This window comes from Clostridium sp., from assembly GCF_032552055.1.
In the GTDB taxonomy this organism is placed as follows: domain Bacteria; phylum Bacillota; class Clostridia; order Clostridiales; family Clostridiaceae; genus Clostridium.
Genome location: NZ_JAWGSV010000152.1, coordinates 1 through 7534, shown reverse-complemented (window position 1 = coordinate 7534; position 7534 = coordinate 1). Strand labels below are relative to the sequence as shown.

Here is a 7534-nt window from a genome sequence, read left to right as displayed (position 1 = left end):
GCTGTAACTTTTCCACTTTGATCAACTGTTGCAACACTTTTATTACTACTACTCCATGTAACTCCTTTATTTGTAGCATTACTTGGGTTTATTGTTGCTGTTAATGTTGTAGTCTTACTCTCTAATAAACTTTCTTTTGTCTTATTTAAAGTAACACTTTGAACTGGTACTAATGATGGTTTTGATTCTTCTGTTACTGTTATAGTACATGTTGCTTTTTTTGATCCATCCTTTGTAGTTACAGTTATAGTTGCTGTTCCTTTTCCTACTGCTGTAACTCTTCCATTTTGGTCAACTTTTGCAACACTATTATTGCTACTACTCCATGTAACTCCCTTATTTGTGGCATTACTTGGGTTTATTGTTGCTACTAATGTAGTTGTATTTCCTTTTAACAAGCTTTCTTTTACCTTATTTAAAGTAACACTAGTTACTGGAATTACTACTGGTTTTGATTCATCCTCACTATAGATTGATTGTTTAAAATCATCTGTATCATTCAAATAAGCTTTAAAAATTTTTTTTTTAAAAGCTCAACTTTTGTATTTTCTGCAAGTATATTATTCCATCCCTCAGGTAACTCTTGTACATTCTTTAAATCACTCTCTACAGCTTCTGTCATTAATTCATTTATTTTTTCAAAATTATCTAATGTAACTTTTCTACCTTCCCATTGAATTGAAATAGGCTTTAACTGTTCTTTTTTATTGATACGTTCCTTGAACATTTCCTTTTTAAAATCAGTCATCGCTGCATATTGTCCCTGAAATACTTTCTCTAAAATATATTCATCTGATAATATAACACCATCTTTTGTGGCTTCATCTTTATATTGATTTGATATGTAAGGCACCACACCATCATAATATCCATACTCAGCAAGTAATTCATAAGCTTGTCTTTTCATCATGATATCTCCTGAGACTCCATTATTATTTTCTACACTTGCATAATTAGAACTGAAAAGTGGTATAACATAGTATCCATTACTTGCAACATCTCCTGTAGTTTTAAGCCCATTAACTTCATATCTAGAAGATATTATATTTCTCTCTATAAGATCATCAATTGTATTTAACTCATTTGCTTCCTCAATTGATATCTTCTTTACGCTATCAATTTTATGAGTTGCCTTTGTATCTCCTTGATTAAATCTATTTCTTGTGTCATTTTTCTGCTCTAATTTATGGAACCATTTTTGCTTATCATTCTTGTCCTTTTTTAATATAACATTAGCTTCTGCATAATCTAATGTATATATAACATCAAAGACTCCTCTCATATATTCTTGAAGATCCTTCTCTGTTTTAAAACGTTCTGGCGAAGCATTATGATATCTTTCTTGCCCTTTATGATCATATATCAAATTCAAATTTAAAGTAGGTCCATTTACCCCATAAGTTTCGAATAAACCTCTTGGATAAAATTCTGTCTCTAACCCATCTCTTACTCCGTTATTATTGAGAAAAAATGTCCCAATCAATAAGTGAGTCAATTCATGTGTATAAGTTGAAAGCCCTCTCTCCTCTAGTGCTTTTGCTAAAAAAAGACGAACTTGTCCCCCCTCAGCTTGGCCATCTGCACCAAAATAATTTGCGTATAAATTTAATGGAGTTATAAATTCTTTTACCCCTGTTGCAGCCTTATCTCCAAATTTAGGAGACCATTCTTGAGATGCGTTTACTGTACCACTATTATACATACGTAAGCTATCAATAACTAAGCGATTTGTTGATAATAAATTTTGTACATTTGCCTTTCCTATTCGCTGCCAAAGTTCTATAAAATCATTCTGTTGACTTGCTGCCTTTTCAACTTGTGATTTAAACTCTTTAATTTTTTCCTGATAAAGAGCATTATTATTTTGTTTTAAACTTTTATCTACATAAGTATCTACAAGTCCATATGTAATTGTAGTGAAATTAGATATAACATAAATACTATCCTCAGAAACCGTAAGCAATGGTAAAATATGCTCTTGCAAATAAGCTTCGGAACTCAACTTAGAATATAAAGCAGTTTTGGCATTTGGATTTATCTGTGTAGGTATTTCTACAATAATTGCTTTACTCGTTTTTTTGAACCATTCCTCCATTGTAGTATTTGGTTCAAATTTATTCTTATTATCTTCCAAAAAAGATAATACTGAATCTTTATCTGTAATTTTCCCTTTAAATAGATTCTTATAAGCTTTTGTGTTATTAGATACTTTTAGCATCTCACCTCCAGCTCCACCAATACTAATAAGCCAATCTAAAGGATCAACTTGTTTTCCATAATAGCTCGGTGTATATGTCAAAATATCTTTTATATTTTCATTTCCAATGTTGAAGTCATATAATCTATGAATATAGGAGATTCCCAAAAGCAATTTTTCCTTATTATTTGTTATTTTATTTACGAAATATTCATTTGAATCTCCTACATACCCTTTTTCAATTGTAGAATTTTCAACTAGTTTCTCAATAATACTTTCAATATTCTTTTGTGTTTCTAAAAAAGCTTCACCATAGGACATAACATGTACATTCTCTGCTTTTAGTTCGCTCAATACCTGTTCTTCTGTCACACTTGCAATTGGTATATTGTCACGTTTTGATATTTCCACCTGTTTATTTAACTTATCTGCAGCAGAAAACCTATTTGGTGCCAATAAGTCAGCAATAGTTTTATCGTTAAAATAATTAACCCCTTGTAAAACATCCTTAGTGCTCTTGCTTACTTCTTTCCCATTAGCAGCACTCTTTTCTGCTATTGTATTTTCTACTTTAATATTATCTTGTAAATCTTTCCTATTCTCATTTTTTTCAATAGAATTCTCTTCTTCTTTTTTATCTATTTCAATACCTAACTTTTCTTCAGTTGATATTTCTGTAGCATAAACTTTATTAGGCAACATATATATGGAGCTATTCAATCCAATAATCACTGCTAACCCAAAAGCAATCCTTTTTTTACCCGTCATTTTAATTTACCTCCTTATCACACTACTATTATTTGAATACCTTTAAAATAAAAAATCAAACTCTTCTATGCTACATTAATTTAAATATATTTTTTAAATTAAATATTATTTTACAGCCTTGTCCATAAAAATTTCCATTAATTTCACCTAGAATCACAAAATTATCAATGCCATTCATATCAAAATCTTTAGTCATCTAAAAAAAACAGATATATATTTCATTTCCTTAATTTTATTTAAGTCTTTTTACACACTATATGATTTAGTACTACTATCATCTCAATAAATTTCATCATAATCTAAAAAACTATTAACTTGAATATTATCACTATTATCATTTGCATAAGATCTAAATTGCATAATTGGAAATATCATCAGTATTACCATTACACTAACTAATATCTTTTTGCTTCTTTACTCTTAGTAGTACCATATTCTCACAAATTTACATTCATATATTATAATATTTATTTTCATTTTTCTAGATTTTTTATTATATTTATACAAAAAATAATTAGATAGATTTTTATTTAAGCTTATACGTAAAGTAACTGTAATAAAGCTTTAGCTCTATTACAGTTACTTTACTGAAATCATTATATTTTGTTGTACTACTTATACCTTAGAAATTACTGACATTCACATGTAATTATAAGGATAATGTTTGTCCCGTTGTCATTGTTAATATTAAACCTTAACTAATTTTTTATTTTGTAATCTTAATAATATATCTGCAGCTTTTGCGATACTATCACTATGAGTAACAACAATTACACACTTATTATGCTTATGTGCACTTTCTTTTAATAATTCTGTAATCTCATTTGCAGTGCTTGGATCTAAGTTCCCAGTTGGCTCATCAGCTAAGAATATAGGTGCATCTGCTACCAGGCTCTTTTAAATGTACCCATTAAAATTCCTCCTTAAAATTAACATAGCTATACTATATAACCCCTATATAAAACTAATGTGAAATTTTCTTACGAATATCATGAAATAGGTATGTAAATTATATTGTTTTAAAAATCTATAATAGATCTTATTTATGTTTTAAACTGATTTATTGAATTAGCCTTTGGATATGGGAAATATGTATGGATTGTAGAACCTGCTGATACTATAGAGATTATAAATGAGAAGGATTGTGAGGTAATTGATTAATATCAGAATAAGTAATTATCTAGTCACAAGAAATATTTTCTATTTAAAGTCACATACTATTATTAATAAATAAAACTCTTAGAAAAAGGTGACTTTATGACTGAAACAGAAAAAGCCTATATTGCTGGAATTATAGATGGTGAAGGTAGTATTATGCTACAAAAAGTACATAATAATGAACATCCAGCTCCTTGTATATCAATAGCTTCAACCACTTTAGAATTATTAGAATGGATTAAAACTATAGTAGGAAAAGGTAATATTACTAAAAAGAAAAATTATAACTTAGAAATACATAAAGACTGTTATAGTTATGTTTTGAGACGAAATGATGCTATTTCTTTATTAATAGATATACAGCCCTATCTTGTAATTGATGTTAAAAGAAAAAGAGCTGAATTGATTTTAAGAAAATATAAATCACTTACTCCGAGGAATGGTAAATATAATAAAGAAATGCTAGTTGAGAAACAAGAATTTTATTATGAATTTATTAGTATAAAGTAAAAATCCACGATATTTATCGTGGATTTATTGTCTAATGACTTAAATATTGACAGACTCTCTAATGACTTAAATATTGATACAATTTAGCGTATTGGCTAACTTTTACGCAATTTTAATTTTGTTAAAGAGTATTACACTAACTCGATATATATTATTCTATTACAATATATTCACCTTTCTCCACATCCATATAAACTAATTCTAACTCTCCTACACTTTCTATCTTCTTTTTATATTCTTTTTCATATAAAGATATATCCATTAATGGATAGTAAATTGTCTTAGTTTCTTGACCTTTTATTATAACTGTTCCATGACTATTATCAACATTATTAAGCATATCATAACTTGAGCCAAAAAAATTTGCATTATCTTTATATATTAAAGTTTCTCCATTTGATTTATTCCTCAAAATAAACGACCTATCAACTTGACTTTCTGCTACCCACATTCTAATGCTTGCAATTCCTATTGCTATAGTTTGATCCTTAAAATTGTTTGTTATGTCTACAGCCATAACATAATATCCATCCTTTTCCTCTATACCTTTTATTGTGTACTCATAATCTGTTCCCTCATCTTTTACACTAACTTTCTTATTTAATTTAATAGAACTACTTGCCCCACATCCTATTAATCCCAATACCATAATACTAATCATAACTAATACTAATAATCTCTTAATATGCCTCAATTTGATATCCTCCTTAAACTTTCATTTAAATATTTTTATTTTTTTGTTACTCTATATTTTTACACATATATATTTAACCTATTTCAATATCTTAGTCACATGATAACTCACTATGTGATCTTTTCTCGATAGATGTGTTAAGCATTAATGCAAACTTTATTCACAAAGTAAATTTTCTTATTTTCGAAAAACTAAAAAAAACTACCTTTTTCAATTATATCTTTAATATTTTTCTTCACATTTATATATTTTCTATATAACATTTACCATCAATTTTTTTCATAATAAATTCACCTTTGATTTATTCCTTAAGCACCCGTCTATCAACTATAGTTTTCATTTATATAACAGGGTTAATATCTGTTTTTCTACTTTTTAATTCTTTAAGATTAAAAGGTTCAACGTTACTATATATGATATCAGAAAGATAGTTTTTTTAATTATTATATACAGCCGAAATTTATTTTTCTTTAAGTTTAGCAATATATCTAAGTGACTCTTCAAAATATCTACCATTAAAAGCCTCCTGCCTACCCTCGTAAAACAGGCATTTTCAGGACTTAACATCTTACTTTTTAACCAGCTTTACAACTTTCTCAACGTGATGTGTATTAAAGAGCATATTTTTAATGTTAATTTTATTACAAATTTATTCAATTTTAAATTACTAAACGACTTCTTTATAATATCTATACATCATTTTTACACTCTATTGCTTGCAAAAGATACTCTGCCAAATTTTACAACTTTCATAACATCTACTATCAATAAATATATTTCATGATAATCTTCATTATTTAAGGTTCTATTAAAAACTCCTTTATAAAATAAATAATCATAAGTTAAAGTTAATGGTATTAAAAAACCATGAGTACCTTCTTGTTTATTTTTAGATATGAATTTTATTGAAAATATGCTTTCTATATCTTCAATAAAACATATTCTCCTGCTAAACTCTAAAAAAATTTATCATAAAACTTTTAGTTTTTTCTTTTTACTCTCTAATTTTTTCTTATTTAGTTTTTCCATCTGAGTCATATATTTCTCTACATAAAACGGTGTACCATTTTTCCTTCTAAATCTTTTAAAATTGCTAATTTTATCACTCCATACTGATTATTTTTATACCTATACATAGCCCTTAACCTATGAGAACCATATATTACATTTAATATGACTTTATCATGTTCTGTATTTAACGATAAATAAAAATAATAGGAATAGCTATATTTAATAATAGCAATTCTATTATACTTGACTTTTTTTTATTAACTTTTATTCCATTTGATAATCTGGTTCTACAACAATCCCATTATATTATTTTCATTACCTAATTCTATTAAATTGCATACTTATTCAAAATAATAATTATTTTTTGCTACATGACATTTTCATTTATCCAAATCAATCATATTAATTATTCTACATTCCATAAAATCACCCCTGTGACAATTATATGTTTATCACTATTTAATTATGTTAATTATATAAATGATTATCTTTTAATCCTTGTGGCCTTTTTACGTAAAAATGCACACCCCTAGTAAAACCATTACTAAAGGGTGTGCACAAATACTCAAAATACCTAAAAATAGATAAAAATCTATGTAAAACATCAAAAACTTCTTCATAAAAAGCAAAATACAATGGCTAAGCCTTAATATTTCAAGGTCTTACCATTGTATCCTAGTCTTTCTTCTTATTTGGTGGAGGCGAGGGGTCATGTGCGTCCATAATTTCTTAATGGCACTGACTATATCTTAGTGTACAATCTTTGTACACTCTTGGCGTATTATAGAAGCTCAGTATAGTTTATGTCTTCTATCCTAGTATTCCATAGCATTCACTTTAGGAACCTATAAGTCGATACGAGGCTGTTGAATTTCTTCACATACCTCTCGGTATTGCCGTCAGCATTATCTGTTACGGGTTCACCGATAAAGCCAAGTTATCACTTATGAATCACTTCATAAGGCGACTCATCTTACGAATCGAACCCCTGTCCGAAAGCAGACCAATCTGACTTTCTACGAGCGTAGTTTGTGACTAAAATTTCGGTCCTTAGTTCGCTCACAAACAAACTCCTAATTCCCTAGCTTCATTAATACCCCTTTAGCTCAAAGCTTTGCTAAACTTCGTTTCCCACTTCAATGACACCAGTGATCCGAAGCGTGGGGACCCCGGGCTGATGAGCGGCTATATTAAGC

The 7534-nt window shown here is 28.2% G+C and carries 4 protein-coding genes and 1 pseudogene; 1 reads left to right on the top strand and 4 read right to left on the bottom strand.

The genetic code is table 11. The features are described from left to right. The 3 genes and pseudogenes from E6248_RS10675 to E6248_RS16425 all read right to left on the bottom strand — a co-directional run. Positions 1–503: Ig-like domain-containing protein (locus E6248_RS10675; protein ID WP_316340790.1), on the bottom strand; the 503-nt coding region annotated here is incomplete at its 3' end. Further along, complete coding sequence (locus E6248_RS10670; protein ID WP_316340789.1) at positions 500–2965, bottom strand: ZmpA/ZmpB/ZmpC family metallo-endopeptidase; 2466 nt, start codon at positions 2963–2965, stop codon at positions 500–502. The genes E6248_RS10675 and E6248_RS10670, both read right to left, overlap by 4 nt. Positions 2966–3652: 687 nt before the next feature. Then, positions 3653–3862 (bottom strand): annotated as a pseudogene (locus E6248_RS16425) (ABC transporter ATP-binding protein); the annotation flags it as partial. A gap of 360 nt (positions 3863–4222) precedes the next feature. Between E6248_RS16425 and E6248_RS10665 the strand changes: the two are divergent. Next, the gene (locus tag E6248_RS10665; protein WP_316340788.1) at positions 4223–4633 is read left to right on the top strand and encodes an LAGLIDADG family homing endonuclease; all 411 of its coding nucleotides are present in this window, start codon (positions 4223–4225) and stop codon (positions 4631–4633) included. Between the two features lie 151 nt (positions 4634–4784). On the opposite strand, the gene E6248_RS10660 is transcribed toward E6248_RS10665, so the two are convergent. After that, positions 4785–5327, bottom strand: coding sequence for a hypothetical protein (locus E6248_RS10660; RefSeq protein WP_316340787.1), 543 nt, complete (start codon positions 5325–5327; stop codon positions 4785–4787). Between the last annotated feature and the right edge of the window lie 2207 nt (positions 5328–7534).

Excerpts from the sequence above, each read along its gene's own strand:
- E6248_RS10665 (WP_316340788.1), top strand. The coding sequence starts at position 4,223 with ATGACTGAAACAGAAAAAGCCTATATTGCTGGAATTATAGATGGTGAA.
- E6248_RS10670 (WP_316340789.1), bottom strand. The coding sequence starts at position 2,965 with ATGACGGGTAAAAAAAGGATTGCTTTTGGGTTAGCAGTGATTATTGGA.